Source organism: Pseudomonas sp. Lz4W (genome assembly GCF_000346225.2).
Classification (GTDB): domain Bacteria; phylum Pseudomonadota; class Gammaproteobacteria; order Pseudomonadales; family Pseudomonadaceae; genus Aquipseudomonas; species Aquipseudomonas paraversuta.
The window spans coordinates 464,089-485,098 of record NZ_CP017432.1 but is presented as its reverse complement, the minus strand read 5'-3'; the positions used below and the strand labels follow the sequence as shown (position 1 = coordinate 485,098).

Annotated in this window: 17 protein-coding genes; 11 read left to right on the top strand and 6 right to left on the bottom strand. The window is 58.3% G+C overall.

The window, feature by feature from the left end:
• Positions 1-29 precede the first annotated feature (29 nt).
• The 3 genes from B195_RS02260 to B195_RS02250 form a co-directional block, all read right to left on the bottom strand.
• The gene (locus B195_RS02260; RefSeq protein ID WP_003444491.1) at positions 30-1,154 is read right to left on the bottom strand and encodes an ABC transporter ATP-binding protein; all 1,125 of its coding nucleotides are present in this window, start codon (positions 1,152-1,154) and stop codon (positions 30-32) included.
• 272 nt (positions 1,155-1,426) lie between these two features.
• Entirely contained in the window at positions 1,427-2,056 is a 630-nt protein-coding gene (locus B195_RS02255) for a response regulator transcription factor (RefSeq protein ID WP_003444492.1), read from the bottom strand.
• A 25-nt stretch (positions 2,057-2,081) separates the two neighbouring features.
• Positions 2,082-4,472 carry a transporter substrate-binding domain-containing protein gene (locus B195_RS02250; RefSeq protein ID WP_003444493.1) on the bottom strand — a complete coding sequence of 797 codons (2,391 nt, stop codon included), beginning with the start codon at positions 4,470-4,472 and terminating at the stop codon, positions 2,082-2,084.
• A gap of 74 nt (positions 4,473-4,546) precedes the next feature.
• Here B195_RS02250 and B195_RS02245 point away from each other — a divergent pair, with 74 nt between their 5' ends.
• Positions 4,547-5,542 (top strand): alpha/beta hydrolase family protein, encoded by a 996-nt coding sequence (locus B195_RS02245; RefSeq protein WP_003444494.1) that lies wholly within the window; start codon positions 4,547-4,549, stop codon positions 5,540-5,542.
• An 11-nt stretch (positions 5,543-5,553) separates the two neighbouring features.
• Here the strand turns inward: B195_RS02245 and B195_RS02240 are convergent, their stop codons facing one another.
• Genes B195_RS02240 through B195_RS02230 form a run of 3 tightly spaced genes read right to left on the bottom strand, consistent with a single transcriptional unit; the run spans position 5,554 to position 8,016 of the window.
• Entirely contained in the window at positions 5,554-6,321 is a 768-nt protein-coding gene (locus tag B195_RS02240; protein WP_003444495.1) for a TerB family tellurite resistance protein, read from the bottom strand.
• 1 nt (position 6,322) lies between these two features.
• Positions 6,323-6,994 carry an N-acetylmuramate alpha-1-phosphate uridylyltransferase MurU gene (gene murU, locus B195_RS02235; RefSeq protein ID WP_003444496.1) on the bottom strand — a complete coding sequence of 224 codons (672 nt, stop codon included), beginning with the start codon at positions 6,992-6,994 and terminating at the stop codon, positions 6,323-6,325.
• Positions 6,991-8,016: an aminoglycoside phosphotransferase family protein gene (locus tag B195_RS02230; RefSeq protein ID WP_003444497.1), complete on the bottom strand. Its 1,026-nt coding sequence runs from the start codon at positions 8,014-8,016 to the stop codon at positions 6,991-6,993. Before B195_RS02230 ends, murU begins: the two co-directional genes overlap by 4 nt.
• Positions 8,017-8,148: 132 nt before the next feature.
• Between B195_RS02230 and B195_RS02225 the strand changes: the two genes are divergently transcribed.
• The 10 genes from B195_RS02225 to B195_RS02180 all read left to right on the top strand — a co-directional run bounded on the left by B195_RS02225 (position 8,149) and on the right by B195_RS02180 (position 20,952).
• Positions 8,149-10,896 (top strand): LPS-assembly protein LptD, encoded by a 2,748-nt coding sequence (locus B195_RS02225; RefSeq protein ID WP_003444498.1) that lies wholly within the window; start codon positions 8,149-8,151, stop codon positions 10,894-10,896.
• On the top strand, positions 10,871-12,211 hold the full coding sequence (gene surA, locus B195_RS02220; protein WP_177412985.1) for a peptidylprolyl isomerase SurA: 1,341 nt from the start codon (positions 10,871-10,873) through the stop codon (positions 12,209-12,211). The genes B195_RS02225 and surA overlap by 26 nt, the downstream gene beginning before the upstream one ends.
• Entirely contained in the window at positions 12,208-13,197 is a 990-nt protein-coding gene (pdxA, locus tag B195_RS02215) for a 4-hydroxythreonine-4-phosphate dehydrogenase PdxA (RefSeq protein ID WP_003444500.1), read from the top strand. Before surA ends, pdxA begins: the two co-directional genes overlap by 4 nt.
• Complete coding sequence (gene rsmA / locus B195_RS02210; RefSeq protein ID WP_003444501.1) at positions 13,194-14,012, top strand: 16S rRNA (adenine(1518)-N(6)/adenine(1519)-N(6))-dimethyltransferase RsmA; 819 nt, start codon at positions 13,194-13,196, stop codon at positions 14,010-14,012. The genes pdxA and rsmA overlap by 4 nt, the downstream gene beginning before the upstream one ends.
• Before the next feature lie 160 nt (positions 14,013-14,172).
• On the top strand, positions 14,173-14,553 hold the full coding sequence (gene apaG / locus B195_RS02205; protein WP_003444502.1) for a Co2+/Mg2+ efflux protein ApaG: 381 nt from the start codon (positions 14,173-14,175) through the stop codon (positions 14,551-14,553).
• Positions 14,553-15,434, top strand: coding sequence for a symmetrical bis(5'-nucleosyl)-tetraphosphatase (locus B195_RS02200; protein ID WP_003444503.1), 882 nt, complete (start codon positions 14,553-14,555; stop codon positions 15,432-15,434). The genes apaG and B195_RS02200 overlap by 1 nt, the downstream gene beginning before the upstream one ends.
• Positions 15,435-15,466: 32 nt before the next feature.
• The gene (gene glpE / locus B195_RS02195) at positions 15,467-15,796 is read left to right on the top strand and encodes a thiosulfate sulfurtransferase GlpE (RefSeq protein ID WP_003444504.1); all 330 of its coding nucleotides are present in this window, start codon (positions 15,467-15,469) and stop codon (positions 15,794-15,796) included.
• A gap of 298 nt (positions 15,797-16,094) precedes the next feature.
• Positions 16,095-18,017: a PrkA family serine protein kinase gene (locus tag B195_RS02190; protein ID WP_003444505.1), complete on the top strand. Its 1,923-nt coding sequence runs from the start codon at positions 16,095-16,097 to the stop codon at positions 18,015-18,017.
• A 101-nt stretch (positions 18,018-18,118) separates the two neighbouring features.
• Positions 18,119-19,393, top strand: a complete 1,275-nt coding sequence (locus B195_RS02185) for a YeaH/YhbH family protein (protein WP_003444506.1) — start codon at positions 18,119-18,121, stop codon at positions 19,391-19,393.
• Entirely contained in the window at positions 19,390-20,952 is a 1,563-nt protein-coding gene (locus B195_RS02180) for a SpoVR family protein (RefSeq protein WP_003444510.1), read from the top strand. Before B195_RS02185 ends, B195_RS02180 begins: the two co-directional genes overlap by 4 nt.
• Positions 20,953-21,010 lie beyond the last annotated feature (58 nt).

Genomic DNA, 21,010 nt, shown 5'->3' with positions numbered 1-21,010 from the left:
ACTGTGCAGGGTTGGTGAAGCCGGGGCGATTAATTCGCCTCTAAGAGAGGGTCCAGCGCACGTACATGTTCGACCTGCCAGCCCAGCGGCACGACGTCACCGACGGCCAGGGAGGGGTCCAGTTCAGCAATCGGCTGTTTCACAAAAAAATCGGTCTTGCCGCACACTTCCATGCGCACCCGGACGTGATCGCCCAGATAAATAAACTCTTCGACCCGGCCCGAGAAACGGTTGGCGCAGGCTTCGCTGGAACCATTGAGACAGATGCGCTCAGGCCGTATCGACAGGGTCACCGGATCACCCGTTCGCCCCACGTTTACCGCCAGTGCCTGGACTTTCTCACCGCGCCCCAGCTCGACCACGCAGCGCTCACCGTCCTGACTGTGCAGACGGCCATTGAGGCGGTTGTTTTCGCCGATGAAGTTGGCGACAAAGGTGTTTTTCGGCTCTTCGTAGAGGGTACGGGGCGGGGCAATCTGCTGGATTTCACCCTGATGGAATACCGCTACCCGGTCGGACATGGTCAAGGCTTCGCCCTGGTCATGGGTGACATAGACCACCGTCACGCCCAGACGTTGATGCAGATGCTTGATCTCCATCTGCATGTGCTCGCGCAGTTGTTTGTCCAGAGCCCCCAGCGGTTCATCCATCAGCACCAGCTGCGGTTCGAACACCAGCGCCCGCGCCAGCGCGACCCGCTGTTGCTGACCACCGGACAACTGGGCCGGGTAACGCTGGGCGAAGGCATCCAGCTGCACCATGCTCAGCACGCGCTTGACCCGTTCGCTGATATCGGTTCGATTGAGGCCGCGCACCGACAGCGGAAAACCAAGGTTTTCCGCCACGGTCATATGGGGAAACAGTGCGTAGTTCTGGAACACCATGCCGATGTCGCGCTTGTGCGGTGGCACGTGATTGATCGCGCGCCCGGCCAGTAAAATCTCGCCGGCGGTTGGTGTTTCGAAACCGGCCAGCATCATCAGACTGGTGGTTTTGCCCGAACCGGACGGCCCGAGCAAGGTCAGAAATTCGCCTTTGCGAATATCCAGATTGAGATCCTTGACGATCAGGTTTTCGCCGTCGTAGCTTTTTTGCACGCCACGGAAGCTGACCAGTATCTCACTCGCCCCAGCGCTTGCACCGACCTCACTCATAGCCACACCTTTTGTTTTGGACTGCCGTAGCCCAAGACTAAAGAAGGCGCCAGCCCACAGAAATCGGGGCGCAGGAGAGATTCACATCAGGAGGCTGGAAGGCTTCTTGTAGGGATAGCCCTACAGGGTTGTCGCGATTTGGATGGTTGATTGGGGCGGGCCCAGTGGCTGGGCAAAGACACCTCATGAAAGTGTCGTAATCAGGTATGCGCGAGATATGCCGTCGCGGCCGCAAGCTGCGATCGGCAGTACCGCGACCGGCCAGGTTACATTCAGAGCAACTTGTGCTCCATGGCGTATTTCACCAGCTCCGCCAATGAGTTGATATGCAGCTTTTGCATCAAGCGCGCTTTGTGGGTGCTGATGGTTTTACTGCTCAGGGCCAGTTGCTGGGCGATTTCGTTGACATTCACGCCCTGGGCCAGGCGCTCGAAAACAGAAAACTCACGCTCGGACAACAATGCGTGCAATGGCCTTTCATCTGTCAATCCGACCTCAAATACCATGCGGTCGGCCAGGTCCGGATCGATATAGCGCCCGCCCGCCGCAACCTTGCGAATCGCCATCAACAACAGCGCCGGATCACTGTCTTTGGTGGCATAACCGGCGGCACCGAACTTCAGGGCGCGGGCCGCCATTTGCGCTTCGTCATGCATCGATAACACAAGTATGGCCGGCGGGTTGTTCAGGGCGCGAATCCGCGGAATAGCTTCCAGGCCGTTGACCCCGGGCATGGATATATCCAGCAGCACCACCTCACACTGCACATGGCGCAGGGTTTCCAGCAACTGTTCGCCGTTGCTCGCCTCGCCCACCACCAGCAGATCCTTGGCCAGGCCAATCAACTGTTTGATGCCCTCGCGCACTATGGTGTGGTCTTCAGCTACCAGTACTCGAATCACGGATATTTCCTTATTCAAAGGTCACTCAAGACGCCGGGAGCAGCGGCACCCGCACACTCAACAGCGTCCCCTCACCCGGCACACTGTGCAAAGTCAGGGTACCGCCCAACATCAGGACGCGCTCGCGCATACCGACCAGGCCGAATGAAGTCGGCTTGCCGGTGGCGGGCACAAAACCCTGGCCATCATCGCTGATGCTCAGGCACAAGTCGTTGCCCTCCAGGCTCAAGGTCAACTCTACCGTCTGGGCGTGGGCGTGGCGCATTACGTTGGTCAGGGCCTCCTGCATGATTCTGAACAGGCCGACTTCCTTGGCCCCCCCCAGCGCCGGCAAATATTCCGGCACCTGCACCAGGCAAGGGATTTGCGTGCGCGCTTCAAAACGCCGGGCCTGCCATTCGATGGCTGAACTGATGCCGGCATCCAGGATAGGTGGACGCAGGGCCGTGGCCACATCACGTACCAGCTGGAACAACTGCGCAATCAGCTTTTTCATGCTGTTGAGGCGCTCGCGCAGCCCCGGATCCAGCTCGGCATAGGCCAGCTCGCACATTGAGGTCTCCAGCTTGAGGACCGTCAGCATCTGCCCCAGCTCATCGTGAACCTCACGGGCAATATGGGCCTTTTCCTCTTCGCGCACACTTTCAAGGTGGGCCGACAGCTCCCGCAGCTGTCCGCGCGAACTATCCAGTTCAAGCTCAATGCGTTTGCTCTCGCTGATGTCCCAGACGATGCCGTCCCAGACCACAGTGCCATCTTCCAGGCTGCGGGTGATGGCCTTGATCTCGGCCCAGCGTTGCTGGCCCTGACGGGTCAGGATGCGGCCCTGCCATGACCAGTCGCTGTCGCTGTCCAGCGCCAGGTCCTGAACCCGGTGGTAATCCGCCCGGTCATCCGGATGCACGAGGCTGCGCAGCCCCACTTCACGCTGACGCAAGGTAGTCGGGGAATACCCCGCCAGGCTCTCGCTGCCTTCGCTGATGTAGGGGAAGTCCAGTTCGCCGGTCAGCAACGAACGCTCCAGGCGAAAGACCAGTCCCGGGACATTGGCGGCAATACCCTGCAAACGCGCATCACTTTCCTGCAAGGCAGCCTGTACCCGGCGGCGTTCGGTGATGTCATTCAGGTAAACCACCAGGTATTCGGCATCTTTGAAGCGCAGAAAACTCAAGGTCACGTCGGCCGGAAACTCGCTGCCATCGGCGCGGATGCAATGGGTTTCAATCCGTTGCACTGCTTCTTCGCTGGCACGGGCGCGGCGCCATAAAGTCAACCAGCGGTCCATGTCCAGGCCCGGCTCAAAATCTCTCAGGGGGCGATCCAGCACGGCCCCCGGCGGATACCCGAGCATGTCTTCTGCCGCCTGATTGGCATAGCGCACATGACTGTCCCAGTTAACCCACAAAATCCCCATCGGGCTTTGATCGATAGAAAACTGAGTCAAGCGCAAGGCTTCAGCACTGGCGGTGCCCAGGGCAATATCTTCACGGGCACGGAGCAGTGCTCGCTCCAGGGCCGTCTGCTGGCGACGCTGCCAGAACATGATTGCCATGCAGGCCAGCAATAGCACACCGATCAACAAGCACAGGTTCTGCCAAAAGCCGGGAGACGGGCCGAGCTTCGGGTACTTGGGTTGCAGCCAGTGGCTGTGCAGTTGCTCCATGTCCCGTGCAGGAATGGCATGCAGCCCGCGCTCCACGATACCGGCCAGTTGCGGCCAGTCGCGGCGGGTGGCCACCCGCAACAACTGTGGCAAACCAATGTCACCGACCACCGCCAGCCCGGCGAACTCGGGCTCGGCCGACAGCCGGGTCAGTTGCGCTTCATCAACCACCGCGTAGGTCGCTTGCTGGCTCAACAACAACTGCAAGGCCTGGCGTTCGAGGGGCACGCCCTGCAGATTGAGACCGGGATAGCTGCTACGCAGATAATCGGCGGCAGAACTGGGCATTCGCACCGCGACCCGGACCTGGCTGTCCACCCGCTCCAGGTCCACAGAGCCGCCGGCGTTGCGCTCGCCCACCAACAAATGCGGAACCCGCATGTAAGGGTCAGAAAAAAGCCACAGCCGCAAGCCCGCCGGGGTCTGCGTCAGCCCGGGCGCCAGGTCGATCTCGCCGGCTCGGGCGGCCTGCTCCAGTTGCGCCAGATCGGCATAGTTATGCCAGACCAGGTCGATGCCCAGACTCTGTGCCAGCCATTTCATCAATTCGACGTTGGCCCCGGACAATCGCTGCAAACGTTGATCAAATTTGGCATAGGGCGCCTGTAACACCAGGCCGACGCGCAGCTGCCCGTGCTGCGCCAGCCATTGCTGTTGCTCCGGGCTCAACTGCGCCGCAGGCATGGACGCGGCATTGACCATCAAGGGCAACGATAACCAGCCGATCATTAACAGATAGCAAAAACGCTTCATCGGAACACTCATACCCTGACAAATGCTGATCAACCCATTAGGCTGCCTGGATTACTTCTGGCCTGGAATCACCTATGTCTTCTTTGCGCCCGGCACTTGCAGCGCTGTGCCTGTGGTTGTTCCTGCCACACGCCTTGCCGGTACTGGCGGCTGATCCGGAGCCGGCGCCAGAGCCTGCACAAGCTCAGCCGGAAATACGCCCACAGCTGCCCGAACGCAGCATGGAAGACGAAACGGCTCTTGAGCGCCAGCTACCGAAAAACCAGCAACAACAACTGCAGGCCGGGCAAGACAGTTTTCTCGCACTCTGGAAGCCCGCCAATAGCAGCGACCCCAGTGGCGCGGTGATTATCGTACCGGGAGCAGGCGAAAGTGCAGACTGGCCACTGACTGTGGGCCCGCTGCGCAACAAACTGCCGGATGCCAACTGGGCCAGCCTGAGTCTGAGCTTGCCGGACATGCAAAGCCAGGCCAGCCAGCCGCGCCAGGCCGAGCCACAGGCACCTCCCGCACCCCCGGCGCCGAACACTAGCAGCAAAGAGGCCAGCACCACAGCCAAACCCATCGAGCAGGCGGCCAGTATCGGCACCGAAAACACGACTGAAGCGCCACCGGCCGAGACGTTTGAGGCCATGAGCAAAGCGGATGCCGAGCGGATCTACGCCCGTATTGACGCTGCCATTGCCTTCGCCCAACAGCAAAACATGCGCAGCCTGGTGCTGCTTGGCCACGGTACCGGCGCCTATTGGGCTGCGCGCTATGTGAGCGAAAAGCAACCAGCCCAGCTGCCCAGACTGATCCTGATCGCCGCGCAGACACCGACCGGAGTTGAACCTGATTTGAGCCAATTGACGCCGAATCTCTCGCTGGCGCAATTGGATATCTTCTACAAAGACCAGCCGCTGGCCCGCAAGGCCGCCTTGCAACGACGACAGGCCAGCCAACGGGTAAGCCGTACGAATTTCACTCAAGTTGCCCTGAACGCAATCCCGGGTAATAAGGAAGCCGAGCAGGAACAGCTGTTTCGCCGAGTACGCGGCTGGCTCAGCCCGCAGCCTGCCTACAAGTAGCCGCCAGGCCGTTAACGAAACCCGCGCTGCTCGCGAATCATGGCGTAGGCGTGGTGCAGTTCGCGGGTTTTTTCCGTGGCCTCGCGCACCTGAGCCGGACTCGCGCCGCTGCCGGCAACCTTGTCCGGGTGATGACGACTGAGCAAACGCCGATAGGCGCGTTTGATCTGATCCGGCTCCGTACTCGCCGTTACCCCCAGCAGGACTAACGATTGCTGGTAGGTGCCATCACGGGTGGCCAGTGGTTTTCTATGCGGTTCATAGTCTGGGCCCAGCGCCTGCACCTGTTGCGCCGTCCAGCCCAGCCAGTGCCCCCACAACACGATCAACTCGCGCTCCCGGGGATCGATACGACCGTCAGCCAAAATCATCCTCCACCCGGCGCGCAGCACACCTTCTGCTGCATGGGGCTGGGCTTTCAGGCGTCGTAGATAGCCGCGCAGGGAGTCATTCTGCGATTTGCCACGATTGAACGCGGCAATGGCCCGCTGCTGCGCCGGGCCGGACATGTCGAGCTGACGCATTTCCTGGCGCGCCTGCTCAATGTGCTTGTCCACCACCCTGCCGCCGCTTTTGGCCAGCCGTCCAAGCAGCACAAACAACAGTTCATCGTTGCGCAACGCCGGGCGACCGCCCAAGCGTTCACGCAACTGCGCCCAGCTGTGCAACTGCAGACGCCGGTCCAGCGCCTGCCCCAGTAAAGCACCGAGCATGGCCCCCGGAATGCTGGCAATGAAAAAGCCGGCACCGGCCCCGACAAGAGTCCCTGGCCACAACATTTTAGTGTTTGCCCTTGATCAACGATTCAACTTCGGCCAAACGCTCATGGGTCCCCACATCGACCCAATGCCCCTGTAAACGCTCGCCCGTCACCTGTCCGTCGGCCATGGCTTTGCGCAGCAAGGGGGCGAGTTTGAATGCGCAAGGCGTAGCCCCCGCGAATAAGCCGGGGCTAAGCACTGCGATGCCACTGTAGGTCAGGGCGTCGACACCCGGCAGCGCATCGAGAACTTGCGCGCCCTGCAGGTAAAAGTCACCGCCCGGATGGTGTGCCGGGTTATCGACCAGAACCAGATGCGCCAGGCCTGTGAGCGGCTGACGCAAGCCTGCAAAGTCGTAGTCGGTCCATATATCGCCATTGATCACAGCAAAGGGCTGATCGCCCAGTAACGGCAATGCTTTAAAAATGCCGCCGCCGGTCTCCAGCGGTTCGCCTTCAGCGGAGTACTGGATACTCACGCCAAAACGCGAACCATCGCCCAGATGATCTTCTATTTGCTGACCCAGCCAGGCGTGGTTGATTACGATCTCGGTAAAGCCCGCCGCCGCCAGCGCCCGCAGGTGGTACTCGATCAAAGGCACGCCGCCAGCCCGTATCAACGGCTTGGGAGTATGCAAGGTCAGCGGCCGCAGGCGTTCACCTTTGCCCGCTGCCAGAATCATGGCCTTCATAGGTCCGCCCCGGCACGCTGGCCCAGGCTGTGGAACAGCTCGCCCAGTTCCGCCAGTTCAGGACGGCGTGCCAGCACCGCTTCTATATAAGAGAAGAACCGCGGCACGTCAGCCAGATAGCGTGGTTTGCCATCACGATGGCAGATGCGCGCAAAGATACCGATCACCTTCAGGTGTCGCTGCACACCCATCAGATCACTGGCTCGCAGGAACGCCTCGAAATCCGCCCCCACCGGGATGCCCAGTGGCAAGGCCAGTTCCCAGTAGTCGCGCAGCCAGGCGCGCACACGCTCTTCCGGCCAACTGAGAAAGGCGTCCTTGAACAGACAGGTAATGTCGTAAGTGACCGGGCCATACACCGCGTCCTGGAAATCCAGAACCCCGGGGTTGGGGATACTGAGCATCAGGTTACGCGGCATAAAGTCGCGATGGACCAGTACCTGGGGCTGCTGCAACGCACTGTCGATCAACAACGCGCTGACCCGCTGCCAGGCAGCCTGTTGCTGCTCATCGAGCTCTACACCCAAATGACGGCGCACGTACCACTCGGGAAACAACTCCAGTTCGCGACGCAGCAAAGCAACGTCATAGCTGGGCAAAGGTGCTTTCATCGGCAGTTGCTGAAAAGCCAGCAAGGCTTCAATGGCGTCTTTGAACAACTCATCGGCATTGGTGCTGTTAATCACGTCGAGGAATGTTTTATTGCCCAGGTCGTTGAGCAAAAGAAAACCGCGCTCGAGGTCCTGAGCATAAATTTTTGGCACATTTATCTGGCTGATACGCAGCAAATCAGCGATATCGACGAATGGCTTACAGTTTTCCTGGGGGGGCGGCGCGTCCATGACGACAAAAGTCCGACCCTCGCCCTCCCAGCGAAAATAGCGTCTGAAGCTCGCGTCGCTACTGGCCGAAGTCAACGTGGCCGGGGGTACGACACCCCAACCCTGGTCCTCATACAAGGTTACCAACTGCTCATCCAGCCAAACTTTCAGGTGTTGCAGGCGTACATCTTGGTCAGGCATTACAAGGGTCTCCGACGGTGCTAGCCGTCAAGCGGGTCATGCTTTATTATCCAGCATCTTTTCCAGACCATCGATAGGCGTTGCGGTCCCCCACCGCGGGCTGATGGCACGCAGGAAGCCCGGACTAATAAGATGGCATTGAAATCCCCCGCGTTTCGTAAAAAATTTCCGTTGCTGGTAACCGGCAGTTTGCTGGCCATGCAACCTCTAGCCATGCCGTTCGCTGTTGCCGAGGAACAGTATGACTGTTCCGTGTCGGCTACGGGTGGCTGGGATTGCACGCCAAAAACCAACGCCGCGCAATTGCCGCCGCGTCCGGCGCACCAGGGTGTCCTGGCGGAAGCCAGCGGTGAGGCCAGCGAGCAAGTCGCGCCCATCCCGCTGGTTACTGAAGCCAAGGGCCGTGGGCTGAGCGCGCGCAGCGCCGACTACAGCCACCTGGACTGGGTGCCCCGGGAGAAGCTGACACCGGCGCAACTGGCCGAAACCGGACCTTATTGCTCCGGCTCGTACGTCGAGCCCATCCGTCCGGGCATGAACGACCCCACCAGTAAAAGCGATGCCCCGACCTTTGTTGGCGCTAAAGCTTCCCGCTATCAGCAGGAAGAACAGGTCGCGACCCTGGCCGGCGATGTCGTCATGCGTCAGGGCAGCATGCAGGTCGAGGCCGACGAGGCCAGCCTGTATCAGGCTGAAAGCCGTGGCGAACTCAATGGCAATGTCCGTCTGCGGGACAACGGTGCACTGATCGTTGGCGACCACGCCGATGTGCAGCTGGACACTGGTGCGGCCAAGGTCGACAACGCCGAATACGTTTTGCACAAGTCGCGCATCCGCGGCAGCGCGCTGTATGCCAAGCGCGCCGAAGACGCCATCATCCGTCTCAAGGATGGTACTTACACCACGTGCGAGCCGAGCAGCAACGCCTGGCAGCTCAAGGGCAACAACATCACGCTGAACCCTGCCACCGGTTTCGGTACGGCGACCAACGTGACGTTGCGGGTTAAAGACATCCCGATCTTCTACACCCCGTACATCTATTTCCCGATCGACGATCGCCGCCAGTCCGGTTTCCTGCCGCCGTCTTTCAGCAGCAGCACCGACACCGGCTTTACGCTCGTGACCCCGTACTACTTCAACCTGGCCCCGAACTACGATGCCACGTTGTACCCGCGCTACATGACCAAGCGCGGCCTGTTGATGGAAGGCGAGTTCCGCTACCTGACCGAGTCCAGCGAAGGGCAGTTCGGCGCCGCTTACCTCAACGACGACGACACCAAGCGCAAGGGTCAAACCGACTACTCCGACAAGCGCTACATGCTTAACTGGCAGCACAAGGGTGGCCTGGATTCGCGGGTACTGACAGAAGTCGACTACACCAAGATCAGCGATCCGTATTACTTCCAGGATCTGCAAACTGATCAGATCGGCGTCGAAAACCGCGACTACCTGAACCAGCAAGCTGCCGTCAGCTATCGGGGCGACAGCTACACCGCCCGGTTGAATGCCCAGGCCTATCAACTGGCCACTGTTACCCAGGTCACGCCTTACAACAAGTTGCCGCAACTCACCCTCGACGGTGCGCTGCCGTTTCACCCTGGCGGCGTGAACTTCAGCTACGGCTCCGAACTGGTGCGGTTTGAGCGCAGTCTGGAAAACGGTAATTACACCAACGAAGACGGCACTACTGCCCCGCGACTCGACAACAATATTGTTGGTCTGGCACGAGCCAACGGCACACGTCTGAATCTGGCGCCGAGCATGAGCCTGCCGATGACGTCAAGCTACGGCTTTGTGACTCCAACCCTGAAGTACATGTACACCCAGTACGATCTTGATCTGGATAGCCAGGGCAAAAGTACCTTGCTCGCCGGTGAGGACTACAAGAGCTCGCAAAACCGTAGCGTGCCTATTGCCAGCGTCGATAGCGGCCTGTATTTCGACCGCAATACCAACTGGTTCGGCACCAACTACCGCCAGACCCTGGAACCGCGCGCTTTCTATCTGTATGTCCCTGAGCGCAATCAGGAAGACATTCCTGTTTTCGACACCAGCGAAAACACCTTCAGCTATTCCTCGCTGTGGCGTGACAACCGGTTCAGCGGTTCCGACCGCGTGGGCGACGAGAACAAGCTGTCGCTGGGTCTGACCAGCCGCTGGATCGAAGACAACGGCTTTGAGCGCCAGCGTGTCAGCATCGGCCAGGCGTATTATTTCCAGGATCGCAAGGTTCAATTGCCGGGCATTGCCGACGATCGCAAGGATTCAACTTCCAGCGTCTCGCCTTATGCTCTGGAATACGCCTATCGCTTCAACCGCGACTGGCGCGCCACTGCCGACTACAACTGGGATCCGGAAACCCGCAGCCCGCGTTCCGGCAGCGCGATGATGCACTACCAGCCTGAAGACAACCCGAACAAGGTGGTCAACCTGGGCTATCGCTATCGCAACGACCAGGTGATTTACAACCAGTACACCGGCAAATGGCAAATGGGCGGTGATTACCTGACCCCGGGGCAAAACGGTTACATCAAGGATTACTACAAGATCCAGCAGCACGACTTCTCGGTTATCTGGCCGATCGTGCCGCAGTGGAGCGCCATCAGCCGCTGGCAGTACGACTACAACCGCAACCGTACTCTGGAAGCCTTCGGTGGCTTTGAATACGACAACTGCTGCTGGAAGCTTCGTCTGATCAGCCGTTATTGGGTATCCAACGACGAGTACACCCAAGAAGCCCCTCAAAACGAGAAGGGCGATCATGGTCTCTTCCTCCAAGTTGTGTTGAAAGGTCTCGGTGGCGTAGTCGGCACCAAAGTAGAGAGCTTCCTCGACAAAGGCATCCAAGGTTATCGTGAACGTGAAGATCAAGCTTTCTGAGTGTCTGCGCCCGCTAGTGCTGGGCGCGTTGTTTCTGGGTACTGCAGTACACGCTGCAGTACAACCCCTTGACCGGGTTGTGGCCATCGTCGACAACGACGTGATCATGCAGAGCCAGCTGGACCAGCGTGTCCACGAAGTTCAGCAGACCATTGCCAAGCGTGGCCAGGGCGTGCCGCCTGCCAGCGTTCTGGATCAGCAAGTACTTGAGCGTCTGATCGTCGAAAACCTGCAACTGCAGCTCGGCGAACGCTCAGGCATCCGGATCACGGATGAAGAGCTGAACCAGGCCATTGGCACCATTGCCCAGCGCAATAACATGACCATTGACCAGTTCCGCCAGGCACTGGCTCACGACGGCCTGTCCTATGAAGATGCCCGCGAGCAGGTTCGTCGCGAGATGATCATCAGCCGTGTGCGCCAGCGTCGTGTGGGCGAGCGCATTCAGGTGACAGAACAGGAAGTGAAGAACTTCCTCGCATCGCCTATGGGCGCAATGCAAATGTCCGAAGAATTCAATCTGGCCAATATTCTGATTCCAACGCCGGAAAGCGCGAATTCGGAAGCAGTCCAGACGGCTTACAAACAGGCTGAAGAGATCTACAACCAGCTCAAGAAAGGCGCCGACTTCGGTCAAATGGCCATCGCCCGCTCCGGCAGCGATACCGCACTGGAAGGCGGCGACATGGGCTGGCGTAAAGCCGCTCAATTGCCACCACCGTTCGACAGCATGCTGAGCAAAATGCCAGTAGGAGAAGTGACGCCTCCGGTACGTACACCGGGCGGCTTTATCATCCTCAAGCTCAACGGCAAACGCGGCGGCGAAACCGTGGTGGTGGACGAAGTCCATGTTCGTCACATCCTGATCAAGCCGAGCGAAATCCGTAGCGAAGCGCAGACCAAGGAACTGATCAACAAAATCTACGAGCGCATCACGTCGGGCGAAGATTTTGCCACCCTGGCCAAAACTTACTCCGAGGATCCGGGTTCTGCCCTTAACGGCGGCGACCTGAACTGGGTCAATCCGGACTCTCTGGTACCCGAGTTCCGTGAGGCCATGGCCGACACGCCCCAGGGCGTATTGTCCAAGCCGTTCCAGACTCAATACGGCTGGCATGTTCTGGAAGTCCTTGGCCGCCGCGCCACCGACAGCACCACCCAGGCCCGTGAACAGCAAGCAATGAACGCACTGCGTAACCGCAAGTACGACGAAGAGCTGCAAACCTGGTTGCGTCAGATCCGTGACGAAGCCTATGTAGAGATCAAACTTCCTGGCGCCACCTCGCAAGAGAGCGGAAACCAGGCAGCGCAGTGAAAACACAGCGTTTTGCACTGACACCCGGCGAGCCGGCAGGCATAGGTCCAGACCTGTGCCTGCTACTCGCTTCACAACGCCAGCCGCACCCCCTGATTGCCATTACCAGCCACGACCTGCTCCTTGAGCGGGCCGTGCAACTGGGCGTGGCTGTCAACCTGCTGCCGGTGAGCCCGGACAACTGGCCTGATCAGCCAGCCCCTGCAGGCAGCCTGTATGTGTGGGATACCCCGCTGAAAGCGAAGGTAATTGCCGGTACGCTGGACAAAGCCAACGCCGGGTTTGTCCTGCAAACCCTGACCCGGGCTGCCCAGGGCTGTGTCGACGGGCACTTCGCGGGCATGATTACCGCCCCTGTACACAAGGGCATCATCAATGAGGCCGGGATTCCATTCTCCGGTCACACTGAATTCCTCGCAGACCTGACCCACACCGGGCAGGTTGTGATGATGCTCGCCACGCGCGGCCTGCGCGTAGCCCTGGTTACCACTCACCTGCCCCTGCGCCAGGTGAGCGACGCAATCACCCCTGAGCGACTGATGCGGGTTACCCGCATTCTGCACGCCGACCTGCAACAAAAATTCGGCATTGCCCGGCCCCGCATCCTGGTTTGTGGGCTCAACCCCCACGCCGGCGAAGGCGGCCATTTGGGCCATGAAGAAATCGACATTATTGAACCAACTCTGGAGCGCCTGCGCAGCGAAGGTATGGATTTGCATGGCCCGCTGCCCGCCGACACTCTGTTTACCCCCAAATATCTGGAGCACTGCGATGCAGTGCTGGCGATGTACCACGACCAAGGCCTGCCCGTACTGAAATACAAAGGGTTTGGTGCCGCTGTCAACATCACCCTGGGCTTGCCGATCATCCGCACCTCTGTCGACCATGGCACCGCCCTGGATCTGGCAGGCAGCGGCAAGATCGATACCGGCAGCCTGCAAGTCGCGCTGGAAACCGCCTATCAGATGTCCGAGACCCGTATATGAACGAGCAATTCCAACACAAGGCGCGTAAGCGTTTTGGCCAGAACTTCCTGCACGATGCGGGTGTCATTGACCGTATCCTGCGCGCCATCAACGCCAAGCCCACTGACCGTTTGCTGGAAATCGGTCCGGGACAGGGCGCCCTGACCAAAGGCATCCTTAACAGTGGCGGCCAGCTTGATGTCGTGGAGCTCGACAAAGACCTGATCCCGATCCTCAAGCAACAATTCGCAGGCATGAGCAACTTCACCCTGCACCAGGGCGATGCCCTGAAGTTCGATTTCAACAGCCTGGGCGCTGCACCACGCACCCTGCGGGTTGTCGGCAACCTGCCGTACAACATCTCTACCCCGCTGATTTTTCACCTGCTGAAAAACGCCGGCCTGATCCGTGACATGCACTTCATGCTGCAAAAAGAAGTGGTTGAGCGCATGGCTGCCGGCCCGGGCGGTGGCGATTGGGGCCGTCTGTCAATCATGGTTCAGTATCACTGCCGCGTGGAACACCTGTTCAACGTAGGTCCAGGCGCGTTCAATCCGCCGCCTAAAGTAGATTCGGCCATTGTCCGCCTGGTGCCACACGAAGTGCTGCCACACCCGGCCAAAGACCATCGCCTGCTTGAGCGCGTGGTTCGGGAAGCCTTCAACCAGCGCCGCAAAACCCTGCGCAACACCCTCAAGGCCTTGCTCAGCAACGCCGAGATCGAAGCGGCTGGTGTTGACGGCAGCTTGCGTCCAGAGCAACTCGACCTCGCCGCCTTTGTACGCCTGGCCGACGTACTCAGCGAACAAGCTGTGGCAAGCCCAGAAAAAGACTGATCATCTCCGGGCCAAGTGCCAGGCCTGTGCAGGAGCGTCAACCGGCGACTCCTGCAGCTGCCCCGCCTTAACCGGCTGGCCTAGTCACCATTACTTGGCCTAGACTCAGGCATCAGTTTTATCCCGAACTGTGTCTACGCTTTCAAGTAAGGCCTCTCGCATGCCCGATCCCCGCTATCTGGTCGACGTCAACGTCGTCACGCGTTACCTGCCAGAACAATCCCAACCTGAACTTCAGCGTTTCGCCTTTGCTTACACCATTACGGTGCACAACAAGGGATCGATAGCCGCGAAGCTGTTGTCCCGGCATTGGGTGATCACCGATGGCGACGGTCATGTCGAAGAAGTCCGTGGCGCTGGCGTCGTCGGCCTGCAGCCATTGATCGAGCCGGACGGGCAGCATGTCTATAGCAGCGGCTCGGTGATCACCACCAAAGTCGGCACCATGCAAGGCAGCTATCTGATGCATGCCGAAGATGGTCACGAGTTCAAAGCCATCATTGCCCCTTTCCGCCTCGCCGTGCCCGGGGCACTGCACTGATGCCGGTGTACGCCGTTGGCGACCTGCAAGGCTGCCTGCAGCCACTCAGATGCCTGCTGGAACGCGTAGCTTTCGATCCTGCCAAAGACAAACTGTGGCTGGTGGGTGACCTGGTAAACCGTGGCCCCGAATCGCTGGAAACGCTGCGCTTTCTATACCGCATCCGCGAATCGCTGGTGTGCGTACTGGGCAACCATGACCTGCACTTGCTGGCCGCAGCGCACAATATCGAGCGTCTGAAGAAAGGCGATACGCTGCGTGAAATTCTGCAAGCTCCCGATTGCGATGAACTGCTGTCCTGGCTGCGCCAGCAACCTTTGCTGCATTACGATGCCGAACGCAACGTCGCCCTCGTACATGCAGGAATACCGCCGCAATGGAGCCTGAAAAAGGCCCTGAAGTGCGCCAGCGAAGTCGAACACGCTTTGCGTGACGACAACCTGCTTGGCCCCTATCTGGATGGCATGTACGGCAACGAACCTGCCAAGTGGGACAACGACCTCACCGGTGTCGCCCGTCTGCGGGTGATAACCAACTATTTCACCCGTATGCGTTTTTGTACCCGCGACGGGAAACTCGACCTCAAAAGCAAAGAAGGCGTGGGCAGCGCTCCCCCCGGCTATGCCCCGTGGTTCAGCTATAAAGAACGCAAGACCCAGGACCTGAAGATCATCTTTGGTCATTGGGCGGCACTTGAAGGCAACTGCAAGGAGCCCGGGATTTTCGCCCTCGACACCGGCTGTGTCTGGGGAGGAGCCATGACCCTGCTCAACGTCGACTCTGGCCAGCGCCTCAGCTGTGATTGCGACGACCTTGGCCTTGCAGCCCACTCGACCATCGCGCTCCCCGACCAACCTTCCCAACCCTTGGGCGCCGTCTAGCCGCGCCCGCAGTCAGGCCACAGGAATCCTCCATGACCGAATTCAAACGTATCCCGCCCGAACAAGCACAGGCCTTGCGCGAAAAAGGCGCCGTGGTGGTCGATGTCCGCGACCCGCAGGCTTTCGCTGCCAGCCACATCAGCGGTGCGAAACATCTGGATAACCACTCGCTGCACGATTTCATCACCCACGCCGATCTCGATGCCCCTCTGATCGTTGCTTGCTATCACGGCAACTCCAGCCAGAGCGCTGCGGCTTACCTGGTGAGCCAGGGCTTTAGCGAGGTGTACAGCCTTGATGGCGGTTTCGAGTTGTGGCGTGCGACTTATCCGCAAGAAACCTCCCAGCTCCCCGCAGAATAATTTTTTATCAGCGCCAGCCCCCGTTATCCGCGGGCTGGCGCCCTGCCTGACCAACGGTCGAACGTAACAAATCTCGCATCGCGCCTTGACCTCTCCGATTACCAACTATCCTTTAGATCAGGCCATCCGAATCTGGGGAGAGCCGGTACTCCGGCGTATGGATTATCAGTAGTAAGTTCAAGGAGTTAACCACCTTGATGGTGTCCTGGGGGGTACACAGCAGCTGAAATGCTGCTGCATGCCAGCACTCGAACTGACCGATCTATCGCCGGCTCCACGTATCGAGCGAGGTGACGTCATGAGTATTTTTAGCCACTTCCAACAACGCTTTGAATCCACACGCCAAGAAGAACTGACCCTTCAGGAATATCTTGAACTGTGCAAACAAGACAAAAGCGCTTACGCCTCTGCCGCTGAAAGGCTGCTGCTGGCCATTGGTGAACCGGAACTGCTGGACACCTCCAACAACTCTCGCCTGTCGCGAATCTTCTCCAACAAAGTGATTCGCCGCTATCCGGCCTTTGAAGACTTCCACGGAATGGAAGAATGCATCGACCAGATCGTTTCCTACTTCCGCCACGCTGCGCAGGGCCTGGAAGAGAAAAAACAAATTCTCTATCTGCTGGGCCCGGTGGGCGGCGGTAAATCATCGCTGGCAGAAAAACTGAAGCAACTGATCGAGAAAGTCCCCTTTTATGCAATCAAGGGCTCGCCGGTCTTTGAATCGCCACTGGGGCTGTTCAATGCCACCGAAGACGGCGCAATTCTCGAAGAAGACTTCGGCATCCCGAAACGCTACCTGAGCACCATCATGTCGCCGTGGGCAACCAAGCGCCTGGCCGAATTTGGTGGCGACATCAGCCAGTTCCGCGTGGTGAAGCTCTATCCTTCGATTCTCAATCAGATCGCCGTGGCCAAAACCGAGCCGGGAGACGAGAACAACCAGGACATTTCGGCACTGGTGGGCAAGGTCGATATCCGCAAACTCGAGGAGTACCCACAGAACGACGCCGATGCCTATAGCTATTCGGGCGCACTGTGCCGGGCCAACCAGGGCCTGATGGAATTCGTGGAGATGTTCAAGGCGCCGATCAAGGTCCTGCACCCCTTGCTGACCGCAACCCAAGAGGGCAACTACAACAGTACCGAAGGTCTGGGCGCTATCCCGTTTACCGGCATCCTGCTGGCCCACTCCAACGAGTCAGAGTGGCACACCTTCCGCAACAACAAGAACAACGAAGCGTTTATCGACCGGATCTACATCGTCAAGGTTCCGTACTGCCTGCGCGTCAGTGACGAGGTGAAGATCTACGACAAACTGTTGTTCAACAGCTCGCTGGCCAAAGCCCACTGCGCACCCGACACCCTGAAAATGCTTGCCCAGTTCACGGTTCTGTCGCGCCTTAAAGAGCCGGAAAATTCGAACATTTACTCGAAAATGCGGGTCTACGACGGTGAAAATCTTAAAGACACCGACCCGAAAGCCAAATCGATCCAGGAATACCGCGACAGCGCAGGCGTCGATGAAGGCATGAATGGCCTTTCCACCCGTTTCGCCTTCAAGATCCTGTCCAAGGTCTTCAACTTCGACCCGCACGAAATTGCAGCCAACCCAGTGCACCTGCTCTATGTCCTGGAGCAACAGATCGAGCAAGAGCAGTTCCAGGCGGAAACCCGCGAGCGTTATCTGCGCTTCCTCAAGGAGTACCTGGCACCGCGTTACATTGAATTCATCGGCAAAGAAATCCAGACCGCTTATCTGGAGTCCTACAGCGAATACGGGCAAAACATCTTCGACCGCTATGTGCTCTACGCAGACTTCTGGATTCAGGATCAGGAATACCGCGATCCGGAGACCGGAGAAATCCTCAATCGCGTAGCCCTCAACGAGGAGCTGGAGAAAATCGAAAAACCGGCCGGCATCAGCAACCCGAAAGATTTCCGCAACGAAATCGTCAACTTCGTACTGCGGGCCCGCGCCAACAACAACGGCAAAAACCCGACCTGGCTCAGCTACGAAAAACTGCGGGTGGTTATCGAGAAAAAAATGTTCTCCAACACCGAGGACCTGCTTCCGGTTATCAGCTTCAACGCCAAGGCAAGCAAAGAGGATCAACAAAAGCACAACGACTTCGTTACTCGAATGGTCGAACGTGGCTACACCGACAAACAAGTACGGCTTCTCTCCGAGTGGTACCTGCGGGTCAGAAAGTCGCAGTGAGGCAGCTGTAAGCCTCTAGCCTCAAGCTGCAAGAAGAAGCACGCGCTACCGCTTCGACTTGCAGCTTGCAGCTCACAACCTGAAGCTGCCCGGAGGGCCTAATGAGCTATGTGATCGACCGACGCCTCAATGGCAAGAACAAGAGCACGGTGAACCGCCAGCGTTTCCTGCGACGTTACCGTGACCACATCAAGAAGGCCGTAGAAGAGGCCGTGGGCCGCCGCTCCATTACCGACATGGAACATGGCGAACAAATCAGCATTCCCGGCCGCGATATCGATGAGCCGGTGCTTCACCACGGCCGCGGTGGCAAGCAAACGGTGGTGCACCCTGGCAACAAGGAGTTCACCAGCGGCGAACACATTCAACGCCCACAAGGTGGCGCGGGAGGTGGTGGCGGCCCCGGCAAGGCAGGCAACTCCGGCGAAGGCATGGATGAATTCGTATTTCAAATCACCCAGGAAGAATTCCTCGAGTTCATGTTCGAAGACCTCGAACTGCCCAACCTGGTCAAACGCAACCTAACGGGGACCGACACTTTTAAAACAGTGCGTGCGGGCATCAGCAACGAAGGCAACCCGTCGCGCATCAACATCATTCGCACCCTGCGCTCGGCTCACGCACGGCGTATTGCCCTGTCCGGCAGCAGCCGGAAAAAACTCAAGGAAGCCAAAGCCGAACTTGAACGACTGAAGCGCGAAGAACCGGACAACTTCGGCGATATCAAGGTAGTAGAGGCTGAAATCGAGAAACTCAGCGCACGCATCCATCGCGTGCCATTCCTCGACACCTTTGACCTCAAGTACAACTTGCTGGTCAAGCAACCCAACCCCAGCTCGAAGGCCGTCATGTTCTGCCTGATGGACGTTTCCGGCTCCATGACCCAAGCCACCAAGGACATCGCCAAGCGTTTTTTCATCCTGCTGTACCTGTTCCTGAAGCGTAACTACGACAAGATTGACGTAGTGTTTATTCGCCATCACACCAGTGCACGGGAGGTTGATGAAGAGGAGTTTTTCTATTCGAGGGAGACCGGCGGCACCATTGTTTCCAGCGCACTTAAACTGATGCAGGAAATCATGGCTGAGCGCTATCCCACAAATGAGTGGAATATCTATGCAGCGCAGGCTTCAGACGGCGATAACTGGAACGATGATTCACCCATTTGCCGGGATATTCTGATCAATCAGATCATGCCGTTCGTGCAGTACTACACTTATGTAGAAATAACCCCGCGCGAACATCAGGCCCTCTGGTACGAGTACGAACGTATCAGCGAAGCGTATTCAGATACCTTCGCCCAACAGCAACTGGTCTCGGCCGGCGACATCTATCCGGTCTTCCGTGAACTCTTCCAGCGCAGGTTAGTGACATGACCGCCAAAGAGAATAAACGCCATCCAATTTCCACTGGCTCCGAGTGGACCTTTGAACTGATCCAGGCTTACGACCGCGAAATCGGCCGCCTGGCCGAACGCTATGCTCTGGATACCTACCCCAACCAGATCGAGGTGATTACCGCCGAGCAAATGATGGATGCCTATGCCTCTGTGGGCATGCCGCTGGGCTACCACCATTGGTCCTACGGCAAACATTTCTTGAGCACCGAAAAGTCCTATAGCCGCGGCCAGATGGGACTCGCCTACGAGATCGTGATCAACTCAGATCCATGCATCGCCTATCTGATGGAAGAAAACACCATCTGCATGCAGGCCCTGGTGGTGGCCCATGCCTGCTATGGCCATAACAGCTTCTTCAAGGGTAACTACCTGTTTCGCACCTGGACCGATGCCAGTTCGATCATCGACTATCTGGTGTTCGCCAAGCAGTACATCATGCAATGCGAAGAGCGCCACGGTATCGATGCCGTTGAAGACCTGCTCGACTCCTGCCACGCCCTGATGAACTACGGCGTTGATCGTTACAAACGGCCTTATCCGATTTCAGCCGAAGAAGAACGTCGGCGGCAGAAGGACCGTGAAGAGCACCTGCAAAAACAGATCAATGATCTGTGGCGCACCATTCCCAAAGGTGCAGACAAGTTCAGCGAAAAGGACAGCGCACGATTCCCCGACGAGCCCCAGGAAAACATCCTGTACTTCATCGAAAAACACGCTCCCCTGCTCGAGCCCTGGCAGCGTGAAGTCGTACGCATCGTGCGCAAGATTGCCCAGTACTTTTACCCACAACGGCAAACCCAGGTAATGAACGAGGGCTGGGCGACGTTCTGGCACTACACCTTGATGAACGACCTCTACGATGAAGGCCTGGTTACCGAGGGCTTTATGATGGAGTTCCTCATCTCCCATACCAGCGTGGTGTTCCAGCCAGGCTTTGACAGCCCTCACTACAGCGGGATCAACCCCTACGCACTGGGTTTTGCAATGTATTGCGACATCCGGCGCATTTGCGAACATCCAACTGACGAGGACCGCCACTGGTTCCCGGACATGGCTGGCAGCGACTGGCTATCGAGCATCAAATTCGCCATGAGCAGCTTCAAGGACGAAAGTTTCATCCTGCAATACCTGTCACCCAAGGTCATCCGCGACCTGAAACTGTTCAGCATCATGGACGATGATCAAAAGGACGACCTGCTAGTACCTGCCATTCATGACGAGAACGGCTACCGCACCATTCGTGAAACCCTGGCGGCTCAGTACAACCTGGGCAATCGTGAACCCAACGTGCAAATCTGGAGCATCGACCGCCGCGGCGATCGCTCGCTGACCCTGCGTCACCAACAACATGACCGCAAACCCCTGGGCGACTCCACCGACGAAGTGCTCAAACACCTGCATCGCCTGTGGGGGTTCGATATTCATCTTGAAACCCTTCAAGGCGACCAGGTCATGAAAGTCCACCATGTCCCGCCAAAAGGAGAACATTCAGACTCTGACTACGGGCGTTTGGATATGAGCGCCATTCACCTGTAACACGGGAACCTCCGTTCTCACGGCGCAAGCGTTATCCTGTCGTGCTAACGGAGGTTTT

Excerpts from the sequence above, each read along its gene's own strand:
- B195_RS02200 (WP_003444503.1), top strand. The coding sequence starts at position 14,553 with ATGCCGGTGTACGCCGTTGGCGACCTGCAAGGCTGCCTGCAGCCACTC.
- murU (WP_003444496.1), bottom strand. The coding sequence starts at position 6,994 with ATGAAGGCCATGATTCTGGCAGCGGGCAAAGGTGAACGCCTGCGGCCG.
- rsmA (WP_003444501.1), top strand. The coding sequence starts at position 13,194 with ATGAACGAGCAATTCCAACACAAGGCGCGTAAGCGTTTTGGCCAGAAC.
- B195_RS02225 (WP_003444498.1), top strand. The coding sequence starts at position 8,149 with ATGGCATTGAAATCCCCCGCGTTTCGTAAAAAATTTCCGTTGCTGGTA.
- B195_RS02185 (WP_003444506.1), top strand. The coding sequence starts at position 18,119 with ATGAGCTATGTGATCGACCGACGCCTCAATGGCAAGAACAAGAGCACG.
- B195_RS02260 (WP_003444491.1), bottom strand. The coding sequence starts at position 1,154 with ATGAGTGAGGTCGGTGCAAGCGCTGGGGCGAGTGAGATACTGGTCAGC.
- B195_RS02240 (WP_003444495.1), bottom strand. The coding sequence starts at position 6,321 with ATGTTGTGGCCAGGGACTCTTGTCGGGGCCGGTGCCGGCTTTTTCATT.
- B195_RS02180 (WP_003444510.1), top strand. The coding sequence starts at position 19,390 with ATGACCGCCAAAGAGAATAAACGCCATCCAATTTCCACTGGCTCCGAG.
- apaG (WP_003444502.1), top strand. The coding sequence starts at position 14,173 with ATGCCCGATCCCCGCTATCTGGTCGACGTCAACGTCGTCACGCGTTAC.
- B195_RS02245 (WP_003444494.1), top strand. The coding sequence starts at position 4,547 with ATGTCTTCTTTGCGCCCGGCACTTGCAGCGCTGTGCCTGTGGTTGTTC.
- B195_RS02190 (WP_003444505.1), top strand. The coding sequence starts at position 16,095 with ATGAGTATTTTTAGCCACTTCCAACAACGCTTTGAATCCACACGCCAA.
- glpE (WP_003444504.1), top strand. The coding sequence starts at position 15,467 with ATGACCGAATTCAAACGTATCCCGCCCGAACAAGCACAGGCCTTGCGC.
- B195_RS02230 (WP_003444497.1), bottom strand. The coding sequence starts at position 8,016 with ATGCCTGACCAAGATGTACGCCTGCAACACCTGAAAGTTTGGCTGGAT.
- B195_RS02250 (WP_003444493.1), bottom strand. The coding sequence starts at position 4,472 with ATGAAGCGTTTTTGCTATCTGTTAATGATCGGCTGGTTATCGTTGCCC.